Annotated in this window: 21 protein-coding genes; 8 read left to right on the top strand and 13 right to left on the bottom strand. The window is 65.9% G+C overall.

The window, feature by feature from the left end; genetic code table 11:
• Positions 1-73: 73 nt before the first annotated feature.
• Positions 74-1,210: an SGNH/GDSL hydrolase family protein gene (locus tag NX782_RS12250; RefSeq protein ID WP_258845750.1), complete on the bottom strand. Its 1,137-nt coding sequence runs from the start codon at positions 1,208-1,210 to the stop codon at positions 74-76.
• Positions 1,207-1,395, bottom strand: a complete 189-nt coding sequence (locus NX782_RS12245; protein ID WP_258845749.1) for an aspartate/glutamate racemase family protein — start codon at positions 1,393-1,395, stop codon at positions 1,207-1,209. Before NX782_RS12245 ends, NX782_RS12250 begins: the two co-directional genes overlap by 4 nt.
• Positions 1,396-1,484: 89 nt before the next feature.
• Here NX782_RS12245 and NX782_RS12240 point away from each other — a divergent pair, with 89 nt between their 5' ends.
• Positions 1,485-2,243, top strand: a complete 759-nt coding sequence (locus NX782_RS12240; RefSeq protein WP_258845748.1) for an alpha/beta hydrolase family protein — start codon at positions 1,485-1,487, stop codon at positions 2,241-2,243.
• Positions 2,244-2,252: 9 nt separating this feature from the next.
• On the top strand, positions 2,253-2,894 hold the full coding sequence (locus NX782_RS12235; protein ID WP_258845747.1) for a CatA-like O-acetyltransferase: 642 nt from the start codon (positions 2,253-2,255) through the stop codon (positions 2,892-2,894).
• Between the two features lie 15 nt (positions 2,895-2,909).
• Here the strand turns inward: NX782_RS12235 and NX782_RS12230 are convergent, their stop codons facing one another.
• Positions 2,910-3,389 (bottom strand): hypothetical protein, encoded by a 480-nt coding sequence (locus tag NX782_RS12230; protein WP_258845746.1) that lies wholly within the window; start codon positions 3,387-3,389, stop codon positions 2,910-2,912.
• A gap of 26 nt (positions 3,390-3,415) precedes the next feature.
• Complete coding sequence (locus tag NX782_RS12225) at positions 3,416-5,341, bottom strand: M61 family metallopeptidase (protein ID WP_258845745.1); 1,926 nt, start codon at positions 5,339-5,341, stop codon at positions 3,416-3,418.
• 234 nt (positions 5,342-5,575) lie between these two features.
• On the opposite strand from NX782_RS12225, the gene NX782_RS12220 reads away from it, so the two are divergent.
• Positions 5,576-6,046: an Hsp20 family protein gene (locus NX782_RS12220; RefSeq protein WP_258845744.1), complete on the top strand. Its 471-nt coding sequence runs from the start codon at positions 5,576-5,578 to the stop codon at positions 6,044-6,046.
• Between the two features lie 105 nt (positions 6,047-6,151).
• Here the strand turns inward: NX782_RS12220 and NX782_RS12215 are convergent, their stop codons facing one another.
• Entirely contained in the window at positions 6,152-7,771 is a 1,620-nt protein-coding gene (locus tag NX782_RS12215) for a methyl-accepting chemotaxis protein (protein ID WP_258845743.1), read from the bottom strand.
• 305 nt (positions 7,772-8,076) lie between these two features.
• Between NX782_RS12215 and NX782_RS12210 the strand changes: the two genes are divergently transcribed.
• The 5 genes from NX782_RS12210 (at position 8,077) to NX782_RS12190 (ending at position 14,612) form a co-directional block, all read left to right on the top strand.
• Positions 8,077-9,615 carry a Do family serine endopeptidase gene (locus NX782_RS12210; RefSeq protein WP_258845742.1) on the top strand — a complete coding sequence of 513 codons (1,539 nt, stop codon included), beginning with the start codon at positions 8,077-8,079 and terminating at the stop codon, positions 9,613-9,615.
• 225 nt (positions 9,616-9,840) lie between these two features.
• Positions 9,841-10,503 (top strand): response regulator, encoded by a 663-nt coding sequence (locus NX782_RS12205; RefSeq protein ID WP_258845741.1) that lies wholly within the window; start codon positions 9,841-9,843, stop codon positions 10,501-10,503.
• Positions 10,500-11,849 carry an ATP-binding protein gene (locus tag NX782_RS12200; RefSeq protein ID WP_258845740.1) on the top strand — a complete coding sequence of 450 codons (1,350 nt, stop codon included), beginning with the start codon at positions 10,500-10,502 and terminating at the stop codon, positions 11,847-11,849. The genes NX782_RS12205 and NX782_RS12200 overlap by 4 nt, the downstream gene beginning before the upstream one ends.
• The gene (locus NX782_RS12195; RefSeq protein ID WP_258845739.1) at positions 11,846-12,850 is read left to right on the top strand and encodes an MBL fold metallo-hydrolase; all 1,005 of its coding nucleotides are present in this window, start codon (positions 11,846-11,848) and stop codon (positions 12,848-12,850) included. Before NX782_RS12200 ends, NX782_RS12195 begins: the two co-directional genes overlap by 4 nt.
• Positions 12,851-13,007: 157 nt before the next feature.
• A complete protein-coding gene (locus NX782_RS12190; RefSeq protein WP_258845738.1) occupies positions 13,008-14,612 on the top strand; it encodes a L,D-transpeptidase family protein in 1,605 nt (534 codons plus the stop codon).
• Positions 14,613-14,621: 9 nt separating this feature from the next.
• Here NX782_RS12190 and NX782_RS12185 read toward each other — a convergent pair whose 3' ends face one another.
• From NX782_RS12185 to NX782_RS12150, 8 genes are all read right to left on the bottom strand, one after another.
• Positions 14,622-16,166: a glycosyltransferase family protein gene (locus tag NX782_RS12185; RefSeq protein ID WP_258845737.1), complete on the bottom strand. Its 1,545-nt coding sequence runs from the start codon at positions 16,164-16,166 to the stop codon at positions 14,622-14,624.
• Positions 16,136-16,570 (bottom strand): GtrA family protein, encoded by a 435-nt coding sequence (locus NX782_RS12180; RefSeq protein WP_258845736.1) that lies wholly within the window; start codon positions 16,568-16,570, stop codon positions 16,136-16,138. Before NX782_RS12180 ends, NX782_RS12185 begins: the two co-directional genes overlap by 31 nt.
• Complete coding sequence (locus tag NX782_RS12175) at positions 16,563-17,525, bottom strand: glycosyltransferase family 2 protein (RefSeq protein ID WP_258845735.1); 963 nt, start codon at positions 17,523-17,525, stop codon at positions 16,563-16,565. Before NX782_RS12175 ends, NX782_RS12180 begins: the two co-directional genes overlap by 8 nt.
• Before the next feature lie 132 nt (positions 17,526-17,657).
• The gene (locus NX782_RS12170) at positions 17,658-20,051 is read right to left on the bottom strand and encodes a TonB-dependent receptor plug domain-containing protein (RefSeq protein WP_258845734.1); all 2,394 of its coding nucleotides are present in this window, start codon (positions 20,049-20,051) and stop codon (positions 17,658-17,660) included.
• A 234-nt stretch (positions 20,052-20,285) separates the two neighbouring features.
• Entirely contained in the window at positions 20,286-20,732 is a 447-nt protein-coding gene (locus NX782_RS12165) for a GNAT family N-acetyltransferase (protein WP_258845733.1), read from the bottom strand.
• A gap of 60 nt (positions 20,733-20,792) precedes the next feature.
• Positions 20,793-21,029, bottom strand: a complete 237-nt coding sequence (locus NX782_RS12160) for a hypothetical protein (protein WP_258845732.1) — start codon at positions 21,027-21,029, stop codon at positions 20,793-20,795.
• A gap of 3 nt (positions 21,030-21,032) precedes the next feature.
• The gene (locus tag NX782_RS12155; RefSeq protein WP_258845731.1) at positions 21,033-22,103 is read right to left on the bottom strand and encodes an AI-2E family transporter; all 1,071 of its coding nucleotides are present in this window, start codon (positions 22,101-22,103) and stop codon (positions 21,033-21,035) included.
• Positions 22,104-22,107: 4 nt separating this feature from the next.
• On the bottom strand, positions 22,108-25,389 hold the full coding sequence (locus NX782_RS12150) for an EAL domain-containing protein (RefSeq protein WP_258845729.1): 3,282 nt from the start codon (positions 25,387-25,389) through the stop codon (positions 22,108-22,110).
• Between the last annotated feature and the right edge of the window lie 32 nt (positions 25,390-25,421).

Raw genomic sequence — 25,421 nt, 5'->3', positions numbered from 1 at the left:
CCGGGAGCGCATTGGCGCGGACGAGGAGGAGCCGCGCTGGTATCTGCACGGCTTGTTCGGCTGAAGCCGGCGCTCAGCGCAGCAGCCCCGCAAAGCGCTCGCCGATGAGCCGGTGGCTGGCCGCATCCGGATGCAGTTCGTCCGGCAGCGGCAGCCGCAGGTTGTCGTTCGGCCCGTAGAGCTCGAGCCCGTCCACATAGCGGAGATGCGCGTCGCCGCCCGCACGGCGCTGCTCGACGATCTTGCGCAGTTCATCGCGGATCACGCCGAGCGTCAGTTTGCCCTGCCGGACCTCGTCCGCGCTGCCGCCGGCCCGGAACAGCAGACGGCCTTCCGCAAGCGCATCCAGGTCGTACACCGAGGGTCCCGGCACCGTCTCGTGGATGGGGCAGAAGATGGGCGACACGACCAGCAGCGGCGTGGCCGGATGTCCCTCACGGATCGTATCGAGGAAGCCGTGCATGGCAGAGCCGAACGCGCGCAGGCGCATCAGGTCCTTGTTGACCAGGTTGATCCCGATCTTGATGCTGATGAGGTCCGCCGGCAGATCACGAATGGTGCGGGCGGCGAAAGGATCGAGCAGGGCGTTGCCGCTGTAGCCGAGATTCAGCAGGTCGAAGCCGGTGCGCACGGCGGCGACCGCGGGCCAGGTGCCCGAGGGATGGGTGGTGTTCGAACCCTGGCTGATCGAACTGCCGTGATGCACCCAGCGCCGCCTTCCCGCCGCCGGCACCGGCGACAGCGGCGTGTCGGAACGCAGGGACACGAGCTCGGTCACTTCGTCGTGCGGCAGCCAGATCTCGATCGTCTTCTGGCCGGGCGGCAGGCCGCCAAAACGCAGGGCTTGCACCTCGCCTTCGATGACGTTTGCCGCGCCGGTCGCCATGTCGATCTGCAGGGTCCTGCCGCCCTGCACGCTGCCCTGCTGCGCCAGCTCGCCGCCGATGAACAGGTCGTAGACGCCATCCGGACGCGGACCCAGGGCGCCGTAGACACGCTTGGTTGCGAGCACCCCCAGTTCCACTACGGTGGCCGCGGCCTGGAACACCAGGCGCACGCCGGACGGCTGCGATTCCGCCATCGCCAGCTGCGCATCCGGGCACTGGGCGCGGGCCCAGGCAGGCAGCCGGTGCGGTAACAGTCCCATCGGCGTCTGTTCGATGTCGACCGCGCCGTGGATGAAGTCGCGGGTGAGCGGGGTCTCGATCATTGCTTTTCCTCCGCACCGCGGAGGCCCAGCGAACGCAGCACCGCCGCCTCGGCATGCAGGCCGCCGAGGCGCATGCGCACATCTTCGTTGATCAGGCGGTAGGATTCGGCCGAGCTCTTCCAGCTCATGCCGCCGATCAGGCCGATGACTTGCTGGGGATTCGCCGATTCGCTGGATGAGGCCATGGCACGCTTCCTTTGTCGAGGATGGGCTCATGAGTATAGCGCGCGCCGCCGACTTGCATGCGCGGCCGATCCGGTGCACAGTGGCGCCCATGATTACTGAACGCATGGATTTCCAGGGGCCGCACGGCAAGATCTCGGCCAAGCTCGATGCGCCCGACGGCACCCCGCGCGCCTACGGCCTGTTCGCCCACTGCTTCACCTGCAGCAAGGACGTGCTGGCCGCGACCCGCATTGCGCAGGGCCTGGCCGACCTCGGCGTGGCCGTGCTGCGCTTCGATTTCGCCGGCCTCGGCAACAGCGCAGGCAAGTTCGCCGACACCAATTTTTCGTCGAACGTGGAAGACCTGGTCGCCGCCGCCGACTTCTTGCGCGGCCGCTTCGCCGCGCCGAAGCTGCTGATCGGCCACAGCCTGGGCGGCACCGCGGTGCTGGCCGCAAGCCACCGCATTCCGGAATCGACGGCGGTGGTGACGATCGCCTCGCCCAGCGATCCGCACTACGTGGTCGACAAGCTGCTGTCCGAGCACCTCGACACCATCGAGCAGCTGGGCGAGGCGCGCGTGTGCCTGGCTGGACGCCCGTTCGACATCCGCCAGCACTTCGTCGAGGATGCGACCCAGCACCAGCTGCATGAACGGATCGCCAGCCTGGGCCGCGCGCTGATGGTAATGCACGCGCCGCAGGATGGTACCGTCGACGTGGAGAACGCCGGCCGTATTTTTGGCATCGCCCAGCATCCGAAGAGTTTTGTGTCGCTGGACGGCATCGACCATCTGGTGACGCGCAAGGAAGACGCGGCCTATGTGGCGAGCGTGATCGCGGCCTGGAGCGCGCGCTATATTAATTGAATAAACAGTATGCAGAATTTTGAACGGCGGCGCGACCGCTTCGACCTTTTCGACAGCATGGAAAGCCCGGCGGTGAACCTGTGCTTCCGCATGGACCTGCCGGACTTCCGGCCCTGGTGCAAGGAACAAGACCTGGCGCCTTTCCACGTGCTGCTGTGTGCCGTGCTGCGCTCGATCCTGAAGATCGAGAACTTCCGCTACCGCGTGTTCGAAGGGGAGGTGATCCGCATCGAGCGCCTGCTGCCGTCCTTCACGGTCGTGAACCAGCACTTCGACCTGAATTTCGCCCAGTTCGACTGGTCGGACGACGTGCGCACCTTCGTCGCCAACGGCCAGGCCGCGCGCGAGGAAGCGGGTTCCATGCTGGAGCTGAACCGCAAATACGCGGGCATGTCGCCGCGCGAGGCCAAGGACCAGGTGTTCGTGACCTGCATGCCCTGGCTGGACTTCACCTCGATCCAGCATCCGATGGCATCGCTGGCCACGCCGGACATTCCATCCCTGGCCTGGGGCAGATTCAGCGCCGGCCCCGATGGCGGCCTGCAGCTGCCGTTCTCGGTGCAGGCCCACCACGGCTTCGTCGATGGCTACCACATCCACCTGCTGGCGCAGCAGATCGCCGCCGAGCTGGCGGCCATCATGCAAGCCTAGTTGCCGCCGCCTGCCTCAGCGCACCGGCCGCGTCAGGGCAAAAAACTCCTCGGCGATATCCTCGACCTCGGCAACCCGCGCCGCGAACCCGGTGAGGGTGTAGCGCACCTCGTCCTGGTTCGGGCTGCCCGGCAGGGTGGAAACATGGACGATCTGCTGCTGCATGTTCTGGAAGCCCCAGCGCCCGTGCGCGAAGGCGCTGCGCAGCCGGTGCAGCGCGTGCGCTGCTGCGAACCAGCGCTGCCAGCGCGCCAGCAGCTGCGCATCGTCCGTGCTGCGCGCCAGTACCAGGGCTTCGTACTCGCGCAGCTTGTCCTCGAAGGACAGGCGCTCGATCCTGACGATCTCGCGCGCGACGTCTTGCGCGGCACAGGCTTTCAGCATGGCCTGGTCCAGGTTCAGGTCCATGCGGCCGAACACGAACAGCAAGCGCCCCAGGTGCAGGGCGGCCGTCGCTTCGACCTCGGTTTCCGGCAGAATCGGCATCATGTCCATGTCTGTCTCCTGTCTCCGGCCCACGTTCACTTCAATGCGGAATAGATCCCCTCCAGGCGGTCCTTGGTGCCCGGGATGCGCTCCAGGCGCGGGTAGCGCAGGCCGCCGTGGTAGTCGAGCGCGATCGTGCGCAGCACGTTGCCCTTCTTGACCAGCAGCTGGATCGGCTCCTTGCTGTCCTTGGCGGCCTTGATCGCGGCCTTCAGCACGTCCGGCTTGAACACGCGGTTGTTGACGGCGACGATGCTGCTGTTGGCGGCCAGGCCGGCGCGGAAGCCCGGGCCGTCCCAGATGATGTTGCGAATGTTGCCCTCGGCGCTGACCGTGAAGCCCACCGAGTAGCTCAGGTCGGCGACCTTGTTGCGGTCGTCCGCGCCCTTGATGTAATCGGTCGGGGTGTCGGTGTAGACCAGCTTCCAGCCGGCGCGCGCCAGGCCATCCAGCGGCGCCCCCGGACCGTGGCCGTCGACGCGCGAGCGCAGGAAGGTGGCCCAGTCGTGCGGCACCACCTTGCTCAGGGTCGCGACCACGTCCTCGAAGGTGTAGAAGGCCGGCACGAAGCTGCCGTCGTTGACGCTGTAGAAGGCCTTGGCGAAGTCGTCCAGCGATTTCTTGTCGCCGGTCTTTTCGCGGATCAGCGTATCGACGTCCAGCCAGATCAGCTGGCCTTCCGAGTAGTAGTCTTCGCTGCGTTGCCAGTTGGCCCAGCCGAGCGGGCGGCGCGCGTTCATGATCGGGTCGTTGACCGTGTCCTGCATCGCGCGCCAGCTGCGGCCGGCGACGCTGTCGTAGCGCGCCGCGGTGGCGGCCAGCGCATCGCGTGCGCCCGCCATCGAGACCAGGCCGGAACGCGCGCCCAGCACGCTGCCCCAGTACTGGGTCTGGCCTTCGTACACCCACAGCAGTTCGTTCTGCAGCGGGGTGTTGAAGTTCGGGACGTTCTGGCCGGCCGGACGGCGGAATTTGCCGTCCCACGAGTGGGTGTACTCGTGCGGCAGCAGGTCGCGCCCGGCTTCGCCCTTGGCCCAGTCCGTGAAGTAGCCCGGCTTGACGCCGTTCTCGCTGGACTGGTGGTGTTCGCGGCCGATGCCGCCGAATTCGTCGGACAGCGCGAGCAGGAAGTCGTAATGGTTGTAGTGGTGCGAGTTGAACAGCTTGTAGGCCTGCTTGACCAGCTTGCGGTGGGCCTCGATCTGCTCCGGCTTGGCTTCCAGGCTCTCCGGCGTGTCGGCGAAGACGTTCAGGCGCACCGGCACCTTGGCGCCCGGGTCGAGGTCGAACTGCTTGTAGTAGTGGCCGGCGAACAGCGGCGAGTCGATCAGGGTTTCCAGGTCGTGCGGCTTGAAGCGCACTTCGTCGCCCTGGCGGTTGTCGGTCTCCAGCGCGGTGGCGTACTGCCAGCCTTTAGGCAGCTTCAGGTTCGGCTGCACCGTGATGCCGCGCGCCACGTAGCCGGCCGGGTACAGCGTCATCGACACCCACTGCACGCCGAGGATCTCGTCGGTCATGGTGATGCGGCCCTGCGAGGTATCGAGCGGCGACAGGTACTGGTACTCGGCTTCGAGCATGGTCGCGCCTTCCGGCACGTTGAGGTGGAAGGCGAACACCTGCACCGGATCGCGGGTCCATTCGACCGGCTTGCCGTTGGCCTTGAACTTCAGGCCGGCCAGCTGGGTGATCGGGCCGTTCGGGCCGTGGTTGGCCGGCAGCCACTGCGGATACAGCAGGGTCAGCGGGCCCGGCTTGACCGGGATGCTCATGCGCATCTGGAAGATCTGCTGCGACAGGTTGGTCGCATCGACGTTCAGGACGATGGTGCCGGGATAGGACGGGGCGACGGGGGCCGGCACGTCGGCGCGGGCAGGGAAGGCCAGCGTCAGTGCGAGGGCAACGGCGGTGGCGGAACGGGTGGCCAGCGTCTTGAAACGGCGATGCGAGAGATGTGCGGTCATGGCAGGGAAAGCGGTCGGTGGTGAATCAAAATTGCAACAAATGGCCGAGTGTAGCACTGCTGGTGAGGTGGTGATGCCTTGCAGAATCGATGCAAATAAAATTTGAAAAATATGCTTAAAAACGATATTTCGTATGCCTTGAAAACGACCGGGGAGGGCATTAGATTGGTCCCAACGGATGCTCACGATGAGGTCCGGAAACTTATCGCTTAACCTTAAAAGGATATTTTAATCATGCGTACTTTTGACCTGACTCCCCTGTATCGTTCCGCCATCGGCTTCGACCGTCTGGTGAATATGCTCGAGCAGCGCGCCGAAGCAGCGCCGAGCTACCCGCCGTACAACGTCGAACTGGTGAGCGAAGACAAATACCGCATCGTGATGGCGCTCGCCGGCTTCAGCCGCAACGAGATCGAGATCGTCTCCGAACGCGATACCCTGCACGTCACCGGCCGCAAGCAGAAGGATGAGGTCCAGCGCCACTATCTGCACCGCGGTATCGCCCAGCGCGATTTCGAGCAGCGCTTCCAGCTGGCCAACCACGTGAAGGTCGTCAGCGCCGGCTTCGACAACGGCATCCTGACCATCGAACTGGTGCGCGAAGTGCCCGAGGCCCTGAAGCCGCGCAAGATCGCGATCGCTGACGCCAACGGCAACACCGACAACGTGCAAGTGCTGGAGCAGCCGCAACAGCAAGCCGCGTAATACGGTAGATGTAAATGTAGGGTGGGCACGCCGTGCCCACGAATGAAAAAGAGGCGCCAGGAGCGCCTCTTTTCACATCCATACGCCGGAGAATTCCGGCCCGTCTCAGGCCGGCGCGCCCAGGCGGCGCAGCCCTGGCGCCGCCAGCGCCGGCACGCTCTCCGCCGCGTCGACCTTGAACACGCTAACCAGTTCGACCAGCATGCCAGCCTGCTCTTCCAGCGACTGGGCCGCCGCCGCCGCTTCTTCCACCAGCGCCGCATTTTCCTGCGTCACCTGGTCCATCTGCGTGACCGCCATGTTGACCTGCTCGATACCGGCGCTCTGCTCCTGGCCCGCAGCCGAGATCTCGGCGATGATGTCGGAGACCCGCTTGACGCTGTCGACCACCTCTTGCATCGTGGTGCCCGCCATGTTGACCAGTCTGGTGCCGGCATCGACCTTGCCGACCGAGTCGACGATCAGTTCCTTGATCTCCTTGGCCGCGGTGGCGCTGCGTTGCGCCAGGTTACGCACCTCCGAGGCGACCACGGCAAAGCCGCGTCCCTGCTCGCCGGCGCGTGCCGCTTCCACGGCCGCATTCAGGGCCAGGATATTGGTCTGGAAGGCGATGCCGTCGATGACGCCGATGATGTCCGTGATCTTCCTGGCCGAGGCGTTGATGTCTGCCATCGTCGCGGTCACTTCGGCTGTCACCTGGCCGCCCTTGCCGGCCACCGCCGCCGCAGAGGCGGCGAGCACATTCGCCTGGCGGGCATTCTCCGCGTTCTGCCTGACGGTCGAGGTCAGTTCTTCCATCGACGACGCGGTTTCCTCCAGCGAGCCGGCCTGTTCTTCGGTACGCGAAGACAGGTCGAGGTTGCCGGCGGCGATCTGGCCCGAGGCGCTGGCCATCGTTTCGGTGCCGGTGCGCACGCCTGCCACGATGCGCAGCAGGCTGTCATTCATGTGACCGAGTGCGCGCAGCAGTTGGCCGGCCTCGTCGCCGCGCTCGCTGCGGATCTGGTTGCGCAGGTCGCCGGCGGCGATTGCCTGCGCGTACTGCACCGCTTCGGCGATCGGCGCGGTGATGCCGCGCGTGATGAACCATGCCACGCCGGCACCGATCGCGATGGCGGCGATGCCCAGTGCGATGACCAGCGCGCGGGCAGCGGCGTAGGCGTGTTCGGCTTCTTCAGCGCTCCGTACGCTCAGCTTTTCTTCGAAATCGGCCAGCTCGTCGAGGGTAGCTACCCATTTCCGCTGTACCGGCCGTAGTTCGCGGATCAGGACGGCGGTCGCCTCCGGAATCTGGTTCGCCTGGCCGAGTTCGAGCGCCTTGGCGATGATCGGGCTGGCTTCCTGCGCGTGGCCGGCGGCCTTGTTGAACAGCGCCTTTTCTTCCCGGCGGGTGCCGATGTCCGATGCGAACAGGGCACGCAGCTTGCCCGCATCGCTCGCGTAGCGCTCGGCGCCGGCGCGGACCCGCTCGATCTCGCCGCGCACCTCCGCTTCATCGGTCAACAGCACGACGTTCCGCAAGCCGACCATGCGGTCCATGACGCTGTCCTTCATGCTTGCCGCGAGCCTGGTTTCGACGTTGTTGACCTGCGTAATGCTGTTGATACGTTCCTGCATCTGCGCCAGCCGCGAAAGGCTGAAGGCACCGATGAGCACGAGAAGAAATAAAACTGCGCCAAAGCCGGCGCCAAGCCGGACGCCGATCCGTACATTGTTGATTTTCATGTCTTTGATTCGAAAGGGGGGAGTGCGGTGTCTACTGCGCAACCACACTGTAAAAGTGGTTATTCATCAATATACACGGATTCTCACCATAATGTTTCAATAAACCAACATATATGATGAAATTGACAGTGAAAACAACAATTTTGGCCCCTGTTTGGCATGTTTCATCAGAATCGATAAATGTGACGGCCATACCGTTCCATGCAAAGCTCGACCTTAAGAGTGATTTAAGGCAGTTGCGAGAAACTAGTTACATCAAAAAAGCAGTCTCCAAAAACCACTTTTCCCAATCTAGGAGTACGTACATGCAAAACGAAACTGCCATGTCTGCAAAGCGTCTCACCCTGGCCCTGTGCGCGGCCGGTGTCATTGGCGGAGCGGTTGGCGCAGTCGCAGTCAATCACAACAACGCCACTGCCGCCGCCGAAGCCGCGGCAGCGGCCGGCGCTCCGGTCGCAGCGCAGGCAGCCGCGCCGGCCGTTCCGGTGCCGGCAACAGCGGCGCCCGTGGCAGGCAATCCGGCAGCCACGGGCTTGCCCGACTTTACCAAGATCGTCTCGCACAACGGCCCGGCCGTGGTGAACGTGCGCGTCGTCGGCAGCACCAAAGTGGCCCAGCGCCAGATGCCGCAGTTCGACGAGGACGATCCCTTCTTTGAATTCTTCCGCCGCTTCCAGCCGCAGCAACCGCGCGGCAACGGAGGCGGACGGGAAGTCGTTATCGGCGCCGGATCGGGCTTCATAGTGAGCCCGGACGGCGTCATCCTTACCAACGCGCACGTGGTGCGCGACGCCGATGAAGTCACGGTCAAGCTGCAGGACCGCCGCGAATACCGCGCAAAAGTCCTGGGCTCGGACCCGAAGACCGACGTCGCCGTCCTGAAGGTCGACGCCAAGAACCTGCCGACCGTCCCGGTCGGTAACAGCCGCAGCCTGCAGGTCGGCGAATGGGTGCTGGCGATCGGTTCGCCCTATGGCCTGGAAAGCAGCGTGACCGCCGGTGTGGTGAGCGCGAAAGGCCGCAACATCGATACCAACGGCGTGCAGTTCATCCAGACCGACGTCGCGGTCAACCCGGGTAACTCGGGCGGTCCGCTGTTCAACACGCGCGGCGAGGTGGTCGGCATCAACTCGCAGATCTACAGCCAGACCGGCGGCTACCAGGGCCTGTCGTTCGCGATCCCGATCGACGTCGCGGTCCGCATCAAGGACCAGATCGTCGCCACCGGCAAGGTGCAGCACGCCAAGCTAGGCATCGGCCTGCAGGACGTTGGCCAGGACTTTGCCGACTCGTTCAAGCTGGACTCGCCGGATGGCGCGCTGGTCCGTAGTGTCGAGCGCGGCAGCGCGGCCGAGAAGGCCGGGCTCAAGTCGGGCGACGTGATCCGCAAGGTCAATGGCCAGCCGATCGTCTCTGGCGGCGACCTGAGCGCCATCGTCTCGATCGCCAAGCCGGGCGACCGCGTGGCGCTCGACGTCTGGCGCGACGGCAAGATCATCCAGGTAAACGCGACCCTGGCAAACGCCAACGACAAGCCGGAACGCGCCAATCGCGACAGCCTGGCCGGACTCGACAAAGGCGCCAAGCTGGGTCTGTCCCTGCGTCCGCTGGACCCGATGGAGCGCCGCCAGTCCGGCATTGCCAGCGGCCTGCTGGTCGAGGACGCCGGCGGTCCGGCACAGGTGGCCGGCATCCAGCCGGGCGACGTGCTGCTGTCGGTGAACGGCAAGCCGGTCAACAGCGTCGAGCAGGTGCGCGACGTGGTCGGCAAGTCCAGCAAGTCGGTTGCCTTGCTGATCCAGCGTGGAGATGACAAAATATTCATCCCCGTGCGGATTGGGTGATGGGACACTCGGCAAACCTGCTGCGCGTTGCAGGTTCGGCCTGCGATGCTCGCTGTACCCAAGTACAGCTGCGCTTCTCGGCCAAACCTGCGGCCGCTCGCGACGGTTTTCCGAGGTCCCTTGAGTTTGGTGGGATGCTTTAAGGAGGCTTTAAGGTCTTCTTAGTACACTGAAGGCTCGAAAGATTCTTCTATCCGCATGGTTTTCTGAGAATCGGGGGATTTGATGCGGCTGTTGCTGGTGGAAGACGATACGATGATCGGCGAAGTGGTGCTCGACCTGCTCAGGGCCGAGCACTACGCCGTCGATTGGGTCAAGGATGGCGAGATGGCCGACACGGCCCTGATGCAGAACCAGAACTACGATCTGGTGCTGCTCGACCTGGGCCTGCCGCGCAAGGACGGGCTCGAAGTGCTCCGCACCATGCGCGGCCGCAAGGACCGCACCCCGGTACTGGTCGCCACCGCGCGCGATTCCGTGGCCCAGCGCATCGCCGGGCTGGATGCCGGCGCCGACGACTACGTCCTCAAACCCTACGATCTCGACGAACTGCTGGCGCGCATCCGTGCGCTGCTGCGGCGTGCCGCCGGGCGCGCCGAACCGGTCTTCGAATACAAGAACATTTCCATCAATCCGGCCACGCGCGAAACCCTGGTCGACGGCCAGCCGGTGGTGCTGTCGGCGCGCGAATGGGCGGTGCTGGAAGCGCTGGTCGCGCGTCCGGGCGCGGTGCTGTCGCGGGCGCAGTTGGAAGAAAAGCTGTACAGCTGGCGCGATGAAGTCAGCAGCAATGCGGTGGAAGTCTACATCCACGGCTTGCGCAAAAAGCTCGGCAGCGACCTGATTCAAAACGTGCGCGGCGTCGGTTACATGGTGCCGAAGGTATGAGTCCCAAGAGAGCAAAGACCCGACTCGCTCACTCCCTGCGCGGCCGCCTGCTGTGGTACCTGCTGGCCGCCATCACCATCGCCGCGGTGGCCCAGGCCTCGATCGCCTACCGCACCGCGTTGCAGGACGCCGACCAGATCTTCGATTACCACATGCAGCAGATGGCGCTGTCGCTGCGTTCGCGCGTCCCGCTGGCCAACAGCGAGGAAGCCGGCGGTGTCGAGGCGCCGCTGACCGGCAACGACGACCTGGTGGTGCAGGTGTGGTCGCCGGACGGCGTGCAAGTGTTCCGCAGCGCTTCGCATGCGCGCCTGCCGCAGCGCGCGGTGCTTGGCTTCTCGAACGTGCGCGCCAATGGCACCACCTATCGCATCTTCTCGATCCAGACCAGTTCCCAGACCGTGCAGGTGGCGCAAGACCTGGCCGTGCGCAAGAGCATGGCCAGCAACCTGGCCCTGCGCACGCTGGGGCCGATCGCGGTGATGATGCCGATCCTGATGCTGGTCGTGTGGTGGGTGGTCAGCGGCTCGCTGGAGCCGGTGGCGCGCGTGCGGAAGCAATTGGCCTCGCGCCAGGCGGATGACCTGTCGCCGGTGTCGGACGCCGGCTTGCCGGACGAGGTGCGGCCGTTGGTGCAGGAATTGAATTTGCTGTTTGGCCGTGTGCGCCAGGCCTTCGACACCCAGCAGACGTTCGTGGCCGATGCCGCGCACGAACTGCGCACGCCGCTGGCCGCGCTCAAGCTGCAGGTGCAGAGCCTGGAGCGCAGCGACCAGCGCCCCGATGGCGCCGAAGCGCGCAAGACCGCGATCGCGCGCCTGTCGGCCGGCATCGAACGCGCGACCCGCCTGGTCGAGCAACTGCTGGTGCTGGCGCGCCAGGAAGCCAGCGCCGCCCCGCACCAGCCGCTGGAGCTGGCCGGCCTGGCCAAGCGCGCGGTGGCCGACCTGATCGGCGTGGCGCAGAACAAGCAGATCGACCTTGGCCTGCAGCGCGCCGACAGCGGCCAGGTCGAAGGCCAGCCGGAAGCGCTGATGATCCTGCTGCGCAACCTGGTCGACAACGCGATCAAGTACACCCCGGCCGGCGGCACGGTCGACGTGTCGGTGACGGCGGAGCAGGGCGGCATGCAGGTCACGGTCGAGGACAGCGGTCCGGGCATCCCGGCGGAGGAACGCGAGCGCGTGTTCGACCGCTTCTACCGCGTGCCGGGCAGCGAGGCGGCCGGCAGCGGCCTGGGCCTGGCCATCATCAAGGCGATCGCCGAGCGCCATGGCGCCGTGCTGTCGCTGGGCGAATCGGCGCGCCTGGGCGGGCTGGCGGCGACGGTGCGCTTCCCGGCATGAACGATCTTTCCGCGCCAGGTTCGCTGCGCCGCCCCGATGGCGCCTTCCGCAACGTCGTGCCGCGCCAGGCGATGGGCCTGCGCAAGACCCTGGGCCTGGTCTGGCGCATGTTCACCGCCAAGCCGCCATCGACGGTGCCTCACCGGCCGATTCCGGTGCGCCCGCTGGATGCCGCCACGCTGGCGCAGGCGCCCGAGGCCACCCTGTTCCGCCTCGGCCATTCGACCCTCTTGATGAAGCTGGACGGCGGCTGGTGGCTGACCGATCCGGTGTTCGCGGAGCGCGCCTCGCCGTTCAGCTTTGCCGGTCCGAAGCGCTTCCATGCGCCGCCGCTGACCCTCGATGCACTGCCGCCGCTGCGCGGCATCATCCTCTCGCACGACCATTACGACCACCTCGACCGCGACAGCATCCTCGCGCTGGCGCCGCGGGCCGGCCTGATCGTCGCGCCGCTGGGCGTGGGCGAGCGCCTGGTCGGCTGGGGCATCGATGCCGCGAAAATCCGCCAGCTCGACTGGTGGCAGGAGACGCAGGCGGGCGGCGTGCGCCTGGCCGCGGTGCCGGCCCAGCATTTTTCGGGCCGCAGCCTGCGCGACGGCGACCGCACGCTGTGGGTTTCCTGGGTCATCATGACCGGGAATCTGCGCCTGTTCTTCAGCGGCGATACCGGCTACCACGCCGGCTTCAAGGCCATCGGCGAGCGTTATGGGCCCTTCGACGTGACGATGCTCGAAACCGGCGGCTACGACCGTCAATGGGCCGACGTCCACATGCAGCCGGAGCAGACCCTGCAGGCCCACCTCGACCTGAACGGACGCTGGCTGCTGCCCATCCACAACGGCACCTTCGATCTCGCCTTCCATCCCTGGTACGAGCCGCTGGACCGCATCCAGGCGCTGGCGACGGCAGCCGGCGTGCCGCTGGCGACGCCGCAGATGGGGCAGGCCTGGGCGCTGGACCGGCCGCAGTCCGTGCCGGCCTGGTGGCGCAGCGCCGGCTAGGCATTCGCGGAAGGCCGTGGAACCGCACCGTTTCCCGCCGGGTGCAAGCGCTGTTGCATTTTGAAAAGAAAGAAATCGGCGCACGATTGGGCGCCACAGGAGCCTGCAGGTATGATGCTGATCGGTAACGCACGGTTGCCACAGTTGGAAAGCATCAATGAAGCTCAGCCTGAAAATCGGCGCCGCACTTGCATTCTGTGCAATGGTGGCGCTCGCTCCCTGTTCCTCCCTCGCCCAGCCCGTCCCCGCCACCATCCGGCTCCTGGCCGTGCAGGCATCGCAGTCGCACGCGAAGCCGGCCGGGCCCTATGACGAACGCGGCTGGCTCGAGCGCTTCTACGCGCCGCGCAAATATGCGCCGGCCTGGAATCCGTCGACCGCCGCGGCCGCCCTGTGGGTGCTGCGCCAGGCCAGGGTGCAAGGCCTGGACCCGCGCGACTACGGTGCCGAAGACTTGCAGCGCCAGTTGCGCGCCGGCGCGCCCGACGCCCGCTTCGACGTCGCGCTGACCTCGGCGATGCTGCATTACCTTGCCGACCTGCGTGTCGGCCGCGTGCGCTCCGAATACCATACGCGCCTGCCGGATGCGCGCCTGCGCCAGTACGATCCGGTCGAGCGCCTGCGCGCCGGGCTCGCCGGCGGCAAGCTGCAGGCCGCGGTGAAGGCGGCCGAGCCGCAGTTCGCGCAGTACGGGCAGGTCAAGGCGGCACTCGCCGCTTACCGCGAACTGGCCAGGCAGCCGTACCCGGCGCTGGCGGTGCCGGCCGCCAAGGTCCGGCCCGGCGCCGCCTATCCGGATGCGGCGGCGCTGTTCCAGCGCCTGGTGCTGCTGGGCGATCTGCCGGCCGATACGCCGCCACCGCCGGAAGGCGTCTACAGCGAGCAGATGCAGGAAGGCGTGCAGCGCTTCCAGGCCCGCCACGGGATCGACGAGGATGGCGTGCTGGGCCGTGGCACCATCGCCGCGCTGAATGTGCCGCTTGGCCGGCGCGTGCGCCAGCTCGAACTGACCCTGGAACGCCTGCGCTGGCTGCCGGAATTCGGCCCCGGTCCGCTGATCGTGGTCAACCTGCCGGCTTACCGCCTGTGGGCGATGCAGAATGGCCGCGCCGATGCGGCCAGTGCCGATGCGCCGATCGAAATGCGGGTCGTGGTCGGCACCGCGCTCAAGACCGAGACGCCGCTGTTCGTCGGCCAGATGCGCTACCTCGAGTTCAACCCCTACTGGAACGTCCCGCGCAGCATCCTCGAAAAGGAGATCCTGCCGAAGATGGCGCGCAACCCGGCCTACCTGGCGCAGAACGACATGGAGACGGTGCCGGCCAACGCCAGCGTGGCCGATTTGCGGGCGGGCCGGGCACGCCTGCGCCAGCGTCCGGGCCCGAAGAATTCGCTGGGCGCGATCAAGTTCGCGATGCCGAACCCGATGGACATCTACCTGCATTCGACCCCGGCGCGCGAGGCCTTCGAACGCAGCCGGCGCGACCTGTCGCACGGCTGCATCCGGGTCGAGCATCCGGCGGCCCTGGCCCAGTACGTGCTCGGCGGGCAGCAGAAGTGGAACGCCGACGCCATCCAGCTGGCGCTGCAGCCGGGACCGACCAAACACGTCGACCTGGCCCGTCCGATTCCGGTCGTGATCTTCTACGCTACCGCCGCCGTCGACAGCGACGGCAGCGCGCGCTTTGCCGCGGATATCTACGGCCGCGATGCGAAGCTCGCGCAGGATCTGGAAGCGTTGCGGCAGCGTCAGGCGCTGTAGAGCGCGCTCTTAGCGTTTCTCGTACAGCGAGACGTTGGCGCCAATGCCATCAAGCCTGCGCAGCAGCCGGCAGCAGGCCTCCAGTTCCTTGGTCACGATGCCGGTCGGGTCGTAGAGGTCCGCGCGCCGCTCGATCAGCCAGACCCGGCGCCGGCCGGCCACCAGTGCGCGCAGGCGCGCCGCATCGTCCGGCGCGATGTTCGGCGCGCCGGCATTGCCGGTATAGACGCGCGCCAGGCCCAGCGCCGGGAAGGGGCCGGGGAGATAGGTCACGGCCGGCCCATCCTTCATGTAATAGCTCACCGGCATCTGGATCTCGTTCGGGAAGGCCAGCACCAGGTCGCCCGGCTGCGCATCGTGCTTCAGCTGGACCAGCATCTCGCGCCAGTTCTCGGTGTGCGAGCGGTAGAAACCCACGACGTCCCAGCTCGACAGCGCCAGCACCAGGGCCAGCGCCGGCAAGCGCCAGGAGCGGGGCAGCGCGGCGATGCCCAGCGCCGCCAGCGCCATGGTCAGCGGCGCCAGCCACTCGAACAGGCGCGACAGGAACACCGGCTTGACCAGCAGGCTGTAGGCGGCCATCGCCAGGATGGGCAGCAGCATCGTGCAGGCCAGCAGCCAGACCTGCGGCCGCGCGCGTTTCCAGAGCCAGATAAAGGCCAGCAGCACCAGCGCCAGGATCGGGTAGTGCAGGTGCTGGCTGCCAGCCATCACGGTCCAGGCGCTTTTCATGGAGGGCGGACTGAAGCGGATCCAGTACGCCAGTTTGGCCATGGCTGCGCTCTGGCGCATCAGCATGGGCAGGAAGGGCAACCACAGCAGCAGCGCGCCGAGGCCGGCGACGGCCACCGCCAGCGCCTGGCGCCGGCGCGGACCCGGCGCGGCGAACAGCAGGCCGGCCGTCATGCCGGTCCAGATCGCGAAGGCCGCGAACACGCCGGTGTTGTGCAGCCACAGCATCGAGGCGGCGCTGAGCGCCAGGCCGGCGGCCCAGGTCCACAGGCGTGGCCTCGCGCCGGGCGCATGCACGCCGCTCAACTCGCGCACCAGCATCCCGGCAAAGAACACCGCCAGCATCCCGGCCAGCGCATGGATGGCGTAGGGGCGCGCCTGCTGGGCGAACAGGATATTGTTCGCGTTCACGGCCAGCAGCAGGCCGGCAAGCAGGCCGACGCGTTCGGCCCGTGCGCCCAGTCGCGCCCAGCGCGCGCATACCGGCATCAGGACCACGTTCAACACGCTGGCCAGCACGCACAGGCTGCGCAGTCCGGCCTCGCTGCTGCCGAACAGCGCACGCCAGCCTTTCAGCAGCGTGTAATAGAAGGGCGGGTGGGTTTCGTACAGCGGCACCTCGGTCCATAGCGCATGCAGCGGTAGGTTTGAAAACCAGGCGCTGTAGGTTTCGTCCAGCCACAGCGAGCGGCTGGACAGCGTCGGCAGGCGCAGCAGCAGTGCCAGCACGCCGAGCAGGCCGCACAGCAGCATGAAGCGCGAGGGGGCCAGCGGCGCATCGCTGGCCGGCGTCAGCGCGGCTTCGTCGCGCGGTAGGTCCATGCCGAATTGACGCCGAAGGTGATGCACAGCAGGACCGCCGTGACCAGCAGCTGGGCCAGGCGGTAATCGATGCGGAAGGAAGCCAGCAGGGCCGACATCAGGAGCCCGTTGGCCGCCGCCGCCAGCGCCGCCGTGGCGAAGAAGCGCCCGGCGGTGCCCAGTGTCAGGCGGCCGCGGAAGGTGACCAGGGTATTCAGCACGAAGTTGATGATGGCGCCGACGATGGCGCCCAGCACGGACGCCGGCACCGGCCCCATCATCCCCATCGACACGGCCGTGATCAGGAAGGCGTAGTGCCCTGCGGTGCCGGCAGCGCCGACCATCGCATAGACGAGGAAGCGGCCCAGCATGATGCGGGTGGCGCGGCTGGATACGCCCTGGCGGGTAACGATTCCGTCAGACATGCGGCGCCGCCCCTTCGAAGCGCTGGCGCACCAGGTAGATCGGGCGGCCCTTCGATTCGAGGTAGATGCGGCCGATGTATTCGCCCAGCACGCCGATGCCGATCAGCTGGATGCCGCCCAGCAGCAGGATGGCGGTGGCCAGCGAGGCATAGCCCGGCACGTCGACGCCATAGATGAGGGTGCGGCCAGCCAGGTAGATGGCGCGGCTCAGGGCCAGCAGTGCCACCGACAGCCCGAGATAGGTCCAGATGCGCAGCGGCAGCGTGCTGAAGCTGGTGATGCCTTCCAGCGCAAAGTTCCACAGCTTCCAGCCGGAAAAATGCGTCTTGCCGGCCGCGCGCGCCTCGCGCACGTACTCGACCACGGCGGTGCGGTAGCCGACCCAGGCGAACAGGCCTTTCATGAAGCGGCAGGACTCCGGCAGGGCTTTCAGGGCATCGCAGACTTCGCGGGTGAACAGGCGGAAGTCGCCGACGTTTTCCGGAATCTTGACGTCGGAGACATCGTTATGGAAGTGGTAGAAGGACACTGCGGTCCACTTCTTGAGCAGGGAATCGGCTTCGCGGTCGACGCGTTTGGCCAGCACGACATCGTAGCCTTCGCGCCACTTGTCGACGAGTTTGCCGATCACGTGCGGCGGATCCTGCAGGTCGGCATCGAAGGGCACGATCAGGTCGCCGCGGGCTTCGTTGATGGCGGCCGTGAGGGCGGCTTCCTTGCCGAAATTGCGCGTCAGGTCGATCACGCGCACCCGCCCATCCTGGCGCGAAGCGAAGATCAACTGTTGCAGCGTGCGGTCGCGGCTGCCGTCGTTGACGCAGACGATTTCGAAGCGGATGCCGGGAATGGCTTCGAGTGTGGGAATGACGCGGTCAAAGAATTGGCCGATCATTTCCTCTTCGTTATAGAACGGTACGACCAGGGACAATAACGGTAAAGGGTCCATGCTGTGCATTGCCGTTATGAATGACATCGCATGATCGAGGCAATCGGCCGCGTCATCGGTCACTAACTTAACACAACTCGGATAAGGACCAGTTCCGGTAGAACGCCGCCCCCGCGGGCGCGGGGGCGGTAGGTGGGGCGCTTAGAACCTGTGCGACACGCGCGCAAAATACGCCGCGCCATTCAGGCCGAACTGCACGCTTTCATACTTGAAGCCGTTATCGGTCTCGTCCGGATTCTGCGCCGTCGGATGCACGTTGAAGATGTTGGTGCCGCCCACGGTCAGCTTGGTCTTGTCGGTGAACGACCAGGTGAAGGACAGGTCGGCCGAGGTCTTGGCTTCGTAGTGCTGGTTCGGCACCGGCGGACCCGAGAAGGTGCCCAGGGTCTGCGGGCCGTAGTGCACGATGCGGAAGTCGGTTTCCAGCTTGCCCTTGGTGTAGTCGAAGTCCAGCGTGGCCTTGCGGCGCGGGCCGCCCTGTTCGATGAACAGGCGCTCGCGTTCGGACAGCAGCACGTCCTCGAAGCCGGCCAGCGCGCTCGGTGCGTGCACGCCCGTGACCTGGGTGCGGCTGAAGTTCATCGCCAGGTAAGTGGCGAGCTTGCCGCCGCCGATGTCCATGCGGTGCGAGGCGGTCAGGTCCAGGCCCTGGGTGCGGGTGTCGACCGAGTTCACGAAGAACTGCGCCTGGCCCACGCCCAGCGTCTGCAGGGTGGCGCCGAGGGCCGGGTAGTTGTCGGCGTCGAAGCGGCCCGACAGCACGATGCGGCCGTCGATGTCGATGTGGTACAGGTCGGCGGTCACCGACACGGTCCTGGACGGGGTCCAGGTCATGCCCAGGGTGTAGCTCTTCGACTTCTCTTCCTTCAGCTGCGGGATGCCGGCCGCGTTGGCGACCTTGCCGCCGTTCGGCGCCAGCACCACGTCCATCGGCACGCCGCTGATGAAGTCGGTGAAGGTCGAGGAGAAGTAGACCTGCTGCAGCGAGGGCGCGCGGAAGCCGGTGCTGGCCGAGGCCCGCAGCAGCACGTCATCGGTGGCCTTGAACGAGCCGGCCAGCTTGCCGGTGGTGGTCGAGCCGAAGTCCGAATAGCGCTCGTGGCGCAGGGCGGCCTGCAGCTTGGTGCGCGCGTTCAGGTCGGCCTCGAAGTCGAGGTAGGCGGCGCTGCTGTGGCGGTTGCGGTCGGCCGCATCGCCCGGCTGGAAGCCCGGGAAGCCCTGGCTGCCGGCATTGCCGCCGATGCCCACGCCGTCGGCGTCGATGTAGGAACCCGGTTCGCCGGCGAAGATCTTGTAGTTCTCGGCGCGGTACTCGAAGCCGAAGGCCGCGTTCAGGCCGCCGAGGATGTCGCCGTAGTAGCGGCTGAAATCGGCGTTGGTGGTGAGCTGGCGGAAGGCGAAGCCGCCGGCGTCGAATTGCGAGGGGCTGATGCCGCGGCCGCCATTGGCCAGGTCGAGGTTGGCGATCGAGGCGTTCAGCGTGTGCGCGATGGTGTAGCGCATGCGGTTGTAGCCGTAGGTCTGCGAGAAGTCGCCGGCCCATTCGCCGAAGCGGGTGCGGTAGCCGAGGATGCCGAAGCGGTCGTCGATGTCGCCGTTGATGAAGGGCACGAAGCCCTCCGGGTACATGGCGGCCGAGTTGCGCGAGGGGATGTCGTCCGAACCGATGCCGCCTCTAGCCCAGGCGGCCGAGGAAGCGTCGCGGGTCTGGGCGCCGGCCGTCAGGTAGAGCTTGCCCGGTCCCACTGGAAATTCGCCGTTCGCGTAGACGGTCTTGTTCTTGGTCTTGGTGTCGCCGATGATGCGCGGATTGTCCGGCTCGGCACGGTTGGAGCGGCCGCGGTCGTAATATTCGCCGGTGATGCCGAGCACGCCATCGGCGACCGCCACGCCGCAGTAGGCCGAGGCGATCCAGTTCTTGCCGTCGTGCTTCGAGTACTCGCCGAAGCCGGCGATCGATTCGCAGCCCAGGCTCTTCTTGAGTTCGACGTTGATCACGCCAGCGATGGCATCGGAGCCGTATTGCGCGGCGGCGCCGTCGCGCAGCACCTGGACGTCCTTGATGGCGAGGAGCGGCAGCGCGTTCATGTCCGTGCCGGTGTTACCGCGGTTGCGCGCGCCGAACAGATTCACCAGCGCGGTCGTGTGGCGGCGCTTGCCGTTCACCAGCACCAGGGTCTGGTCCGAGCCCAGGCCGCGCAGGGCGGCCGAGTCGACCAGGTCGGCGCCATCGGCACCGGTCTGGCGGGTCGAGTTGAACGAGGGCGAGATATTCGCCAGGGTCTGCGCCAGGTCGAACTGACCGCCTTGCTCGGCCGCCTTGGTCAGCGGGATATAGTCGACCGGGACCGGGGTGTCGGTGGCCGAGGTGTTGCCGACGCGGCGCGAGCCGACGATGTTCACGCTCTGGATGGTGTTGCCGACCTCGGCGGCCGGTGCGGTGGTCTGGGCGCCGGCGCTTGTAGGCAGGGCGGCAAGCGCGGCGCTGCCGTACAAGGCGAGCAGAAGGGATTGACGGATCGCGGTCGGTTTCAAGGGCTTGGTCCTCGGGAAAGATTGCAATCCTTGAATGTACCAGTTGCGTATAGGGGTTAAGAAGTTGATCGTCTCATAACTACAACAGTGTTGCCTATAATCAGTATTTATACGTAGGTATTTACGCATGGCACTGCTTTTCTTGATGCATTAGTGGAATATGTCTCAACGATGTTGGATCGCGTAGGAGCCAGACATGGTCGAGAAAATCCCGGTCGAGCAGAGGCAGGCAAGCTATTCCAGCAAGATCTCCGCTACCATCTCTCCAAGCTCATCGATATCGGTTTCGATGAAACCCAGCGACGCGTAGAACCTGCGTGCAGTGGCATTATCAGGTTTATAGCAAATGGTGATCCGGCGAGCATCTGCGTACGCCCGGATCTCCGACAGCAGCAGCTCCATTGCCCGGCGGCCTATTCCCTGGTTTTGACGAGGATAGTCCACCATCAGCCTGTAAATTGCGTAGTGTCCCGGTTCGTCATTGCCGGTCACATCGTATAAAGCGAAACCTGCTGGGCTGCCATCGCAGTAAATTGCGCGCGGCCGCCAGTCGGCGTAGTAATGTGCCTGTGCGATCGAATAGGCATTACTGGCGAGGAACCGCGCCTGCTCTGGAGGTAGCTCCATGTCCATCAGGACTTCGAAATTATCGATAGTTACTGGTTCCAGCGTGATGTGCATGTATGGGTTGTCAATTGTGGATCGTTGGATTTTTATCGCTGGCAGAAGTCGATGCTCGTCTCAACGATCTTCCGGATGCACCCGCCGCTCAGGCGGATCGCCCTCCTCGAACCCGGCCACAAACACCATCAGCAAGTCATTTGCGACTTTCTCATGCCCCGCTTCCAGTAACTGATTCGCAAGCTTCGACAGCGCGACCGGATCGAGCTTGCCGTTTGTATTCTCGGCTGCGCGCCGCGTTACCTTGCCGAGCTCGAACACTAGCTCGGCAACCGTCGTATTCACTTTTTCGCTCATCTCTTACTCCTGGTGAAATTCTTCAGCCGACGCAAACAAGTCCCAGGATGCGATGAACAAGGCCGCAATCACTGGCCCGATCACGAAGCCATTCAATCCAAACAAAGCCATGCCGCCGATGGTCGACAGCAGCACCACATAGTCGGGCATCTTGGTGTCCTTGCCGACCAGTAGCGGGCGCAGCAGGTTGTCGACCAGGCCGATCACGAACACGCCGAAGGCGATCAGCACCACGCCCTGCCAGACCGAGCCGGTGACCAGGAAGTAGACCGCCACCGGTGCCCACACGATGGCGGCGCCGACCGCCGGCAGCAGCGACAGGAAGGCCATCACCACCGCCCACAGCAGCGGCGCCTGCACGTGCAGGATCCAGAAGATCAGGCCGCCCAGCGCGCCCTGGGCCATCGCCACCAGCACATTGCCTTTGACGGTGGCGCGGATCACGGTGGTGAAGTTGCTGAACAGGCGCTTCTTGTAGTCGAGGCTCAGCGGCACCGCGGTCTTGATGCGGCCGGCCAGCGAATGGCCGTCGCGCAGCAGGAAGAACAGCAGGTAGAGCATGATGGTCATGCTGACCAGGAAGTCGAAGGTGTTGCTGGCGAAGTTGAGCGCATACTTGGCCGCGACCTGGCTGACCTGGGCCGCGACGGTCGAGAGCTTCTGCTGCAGCGAGGCGATGCTGGTGAGGTCGAAACGCTCGAGCAGGCTGACGACCCAGTTCGGCAGCGCGCCGATGATCTGGGTGAAGTAGCGGCCGAAATCGATGTGGCCGGACTTGACCATGTCGTAGACCGTGACCGCCTGCTGCACCAGCGAGGCGCTGATCAGGGCCACCGGAATGATCACCATCACCACGATGGAGGCCAGGGTAAGCAATGCCGCGACGTTCGGCTTCTGCTTGGTGGCCCGCAGCAGCCGGCGGTAGAGCGGGATGAAGAGGATCGCCAGCACGATGCCCCAGAACACCGCGCCCGCGTAGGGCATCAGGATCCAGAAGAAGCCGATCGTGACGATCGTCAGCAGGAACAGGAAAACTTTTTGTTGGAGCGTGTATTGGCTGGCGGGTGGGTTCATGACCTTATGATAACGCCAACTGCCGTTCGATGTAGTCCTCGAAGGCGTCGCGGGACAGCGCCTTCGAGTAATACCAGCCCTGGATGAAGTCGCAGCCGAAGGCGGCCAGGATGTCGCGCTGGGCGCCGTGCTCGACGCCCTCGGCGATCACCTCGATGCCGAGCCGGTGCGCGAGGCCGATGATCGCCTCGGTCAGGGCCTTGTCGCTGCCGTCCTCGGCCAGGTGCTTGATGAAGGATTTATCGATCTTCAGGTAGTCGACGTCGAAATGCTTCAGGTAGGCCAGCGAGGAAAAGCCGGTGCCGAAGTCGTCGATCGAGACCTTGGCGCCGGCGCCGCGCAGCGCCCCGAGGCAGCGCGAGACCTGTTCGGCGTCGCTCACCAGCACGCCTTCGGTGATTTCCACCGTCAGGCTGCTGCTGGGCGCGCTGGCGTGCAGGATGCGGTCCAGCCAGGGCAGGCCGCCCTGGCGCTCGAACTGCATCGGCGAAATGTTCACGCTCAGCTCGATCGTACAGTCGTATTTCTGGCGCCAGCGTTCGATGCTGGCGATGGCTTCGCCTAGTACCCATTCGCCGATATCGTCGATCAGGCCGGTTTCTTCGGCCAGCGGAATGAAGCTGGCCGGGCTGATCGGGCCGAGTTCCGGATGGTCCCAGCGCAGCAGGGTCTCGGCCTTGCGCAGGCGCCCGGTGGCGGCTTCAACGATGGGCTGGTAGAACACCTGCAACTGCCGGCGCGACAGCGCCGTGCGCAGGTCCTTGCCGAGCCTGAGCTTGAGCGCGGCCTGCTGCTGCAGGGCGGACGTGAAGTACTGGAAGTGACCGCGTCCGGCGCGCTTGGCCTGGAGCATCGCATCCTCCGCACGCGCGAGCAGGGCGGCGGCATCAAGGGCATCGTCCGGATACAGGCTGATGCCGATGCTGGCGGACAGGTAGGCCAGTTCGTCTGCGACAAGGCCCAGCGGCACCGCCACCGCCTCGATCAGCGCGCCGGCAATGATCTCCAGGTGCAGCTCGTGCTCGTTTTCGCCGACCGCGATCGCGAACATGCCGCCGCCCAGGCGCGCCACGGTGGCATCGGCCGGCACGCAGCGTCCCATGCGCCGGGTCAGCTCGACCAGGGCTTCGTCGCCCCTGGCATAGCCGTAGCTGTCGTTGACGTCCTTGAAGCGGTCGATGTCGAGCAGCAGCACGCCCAGCCGGCGGCCGCTTCCCTGGACTTTCTTCATGTCCTGCTGCAGGCGGTCGAGGAAGAGGCGGCGGTTCGGCAGCCCGGTCAGCGGGTCGAAATTGGTCTGGCGCCAGATCACTTCGTCCTTCTGCTTCTGTTCGCTGATGTCCTGGAACTGGATCACGTGGCGGTAGACGCGCCCGTCCGGATGCCGGATCACGCGGATGTTGACGAATTTCGCGGTGAAGCGGCCGTCCTTGTTGCGGTCCTGGATCTCGCCCTGCCAGTGATCGTGCTCGGCCAGCGCCTGGCGCAGGCGCGCGTAAAAGCCCTGGTCGTGCATGCTCGAGCCGAACAGCTGGGGCTCCTGGCCGGCCACCTCGTCCAATGCATAGCCGGTCTGGACCGTGAAGGCCGGGTTGGCGTCGACGATGCGGTTGGCCTCATCGGTCACCAGCACGGCTTCCGAACTGGTCTGGTAGATCAGGTTTGCCATCCGCATCGATTCTTCCAGGCTGCGGCGATGCGTCACGTCCTGCACGGTGCCGCCCAGGACGCGCCGCCCGTCGAGCAGGATCGGATGGCAGAGTACGCGTAGCCATTTGGGATTGCCCGCAGGGGTGGTGATCTGGACTTCGATGTCGAAGGATTCGCCATGGACCGTCGCCGCGTGCAGTACGCGCTCGCCCAGTTTGCGGTCTTCCTCGTCCCAGCAGGCCAGGCAGTCGCCGAGCGTCAGTTGCGCGCCCTCGGGCAGGCCGTAAATGCGGCGGACCTCGTCGCTCCATTCGAAGCGGCCGGTATCGCAGTCCAACTCCCAGGCGCCGATCCGGGCCAGGGCGCTCATGTCCGCCAGCATCCTGGCCTGCTGGCGGATCGTGCGTTCCTGGTCGATGCGTTCGGTCATGTCGCGCCCGACGCCGAGCACACCCAGCACCTTGCCGTCCGGCTCGACGATGGGCGTCTTGATGGCTTCGAACACCCGGACCCTGGTTTCGTCCGGTCGGGTCAGGCGCTGCTCATGGGCAAGCGGCCTGTTTTGCCTGATCGCCTCGAGGTCGGTATCGCGCATGCGCCCGGCCTCGGACGCGGAAAAGAAGTCGCTGTCGCGCTTGCCGACGACATCGCCGCGCGTGCGGCCCACCAATTCCTCGAAACGCGTGTTGCAGGCCAGGTAGACGCCCTCCGGGTCCTTCAGCCAGATGACGTCGGGGCTGCTTTCGACCAGGGTGCGCAGCTGGGTCTTTTCGCGTTCGAGCTCGGCGGTACGCACGCGCACTGCCTTGTGTACCGAGCGCAGCCAGACGGCCAGCAGCAGCACCAGCACACCCAGCACCAGCAGGGCTTCCAGCAGCCGCTCGGTATAGCGGAAGAAGGGCAGGGGGCGGCCCATCCACTTGTCGTGCAGCGCGTCGAGCTCGGCCGGGGTGATGCGCGCCATGCCATCCTCGACCACGGCGAAGGTGGCGGCGTCGCCCTTGCGCACCGCCCGGCGCAGGTCGTTGCGGGTCACCTCGAAGGCTTTCAGGTAGTGGCGCTGCAGGCCGAGCCGGTAGAGGCGGTAGTCGGCCGAGTTCTCGTCCATGCACAGCAGCTTGATGGCCTGGTTGGCGGCGGCATCGACCAGGGCCTGGTAGGTGGGATAGATGCGCACGCCGGTGATGCCCGCCCGCAGCAGTTCTTCGGCGCAGGCGTCGGCCGTCTGCACGCCCACTTCGAAGCCCTTCAGGTTGGCGATGTCGTGGATGCCTTGCAGCGATGCATCGGCGTAGACGGCGGTCGCAACCGTGGTGTAGGGCGGGGAAAAGTCGAGGGTGGCGCTGCGGGCCTGGGTGCGGAAGATGGGATCGATGACGTCGGCCTGGCCGGCAGCCAGCATCGGCTGCACCTGGGCCCAGTTGACGGCGATGAGCTGGACCCGGCGCCCGGTCTTTTGCTCCCACAGGCGCCACAGGTCGACCGTATAGCCTTCCAGTTTGCCGTCCGGGTTGCGGTAGGCGAAGGGCGGATAGTTTTCGTCCATGACAACGCGCAGAGGGGCGTGCACGGATGCCGCGCCGGCCAGGAACGGGGCGCAGAGAACCACGAGCACCAGAATGCGCACGAGGGGCATGGATGGGTCTCCCGATAGGCCGGTCAGGACGA

The organism is Massilia norwichensis (assembly GCF_024753245.1).
GTDB classification, from domain to species: domain Bacteria; phylum Pseudomonadota; class Gammaproteobacteria; order Burkholderiales; family Burkholderiaceae_D; genus Telluria; species Telluria norwichensis.
Note: the sequence above shows the minus strand (reverse complement) of the source record. Positions and strands in the feature narration are given on the sequence as shown.